Here is a 690-nt window from a genome sequence, read left to right as displayed (position 1 = left end):
GACAAGCGCGGTTCAATCAGTGCTAACAGCGCTAAGTTACTCACGCGATTGAACATTCCACAGGATAACTGGCTCAAACTCACCACTGAATTTGGCAAGCTATTTCATGGTCCTGTGGGCACACTGCAAGAACTTACCCGCTATTGTGAGCATCTAGAAAAGCGGCGACGACACTTCGCCAGTTGTTGTCAGCACTTAAAAGCTGGCTAATCTAAAATCCCTTGTAATAACAATGTTTCTAAATCAGCTTAACTCTTTAATGAGTTGGGCTATTGTGGCTAAAAATCACTGTTTATCCTGAATTAAACCCCGAAATCTGCCGATTTAGCCAACCAGCTTCCATAAACGCCAGCGATATTGGCTTTCTAGCAACAAACCTTCACAATCTCGCTTGAGCACATGTCGAAAATGCATTATGTTACTGTTTTATAATGGCTGGCCTGATTTTTATTTTTATGTAAATAACAGTTCGAGAATACGATCTGTGTGGTGTGATGTTACATCGTCCACTTTTCGGTAATCAGCAGATCCCCTTAGCGCCTTTGGTGATTATTTATATGATTTGATTTAAACCCATTGATTTCAGCAAGTTAAATCATCCCTCCGCAGTGTCAGTTAAGCCATTATCCTTATTCACATGTTCAACGCTAGGTTGCTGGTATTAAGTTTGTCGTTCGCTTTACTACGCCC

General features: G+C 41.3%; 1 pseudogene. It reads left to right on the top strand.

What is annotated here, in order from left to right:
* Nucleotides 1–210: pseudogene (locus tag H5073_RS17990) on the top strand (transposase); the annotation flags it as partial.
* Between the last annotated feature and the right edge of the window lie 480 nt (nucleotides 211–690).

Source organism: Shewanella sp. SR44-3, from assembly GCF_014163735.1.
Taxonomy (GTDB): Bacteria; Pseudomonadota; Gammaproteobacteria; order Enterobacterales; family Shewanellaceae; genus Shewanella.
The sequence above is the reverse complement of the archived record's forward strand: the minus strand, read 5'-3'. Positions and strand labels throughout refer to the sequence as shown.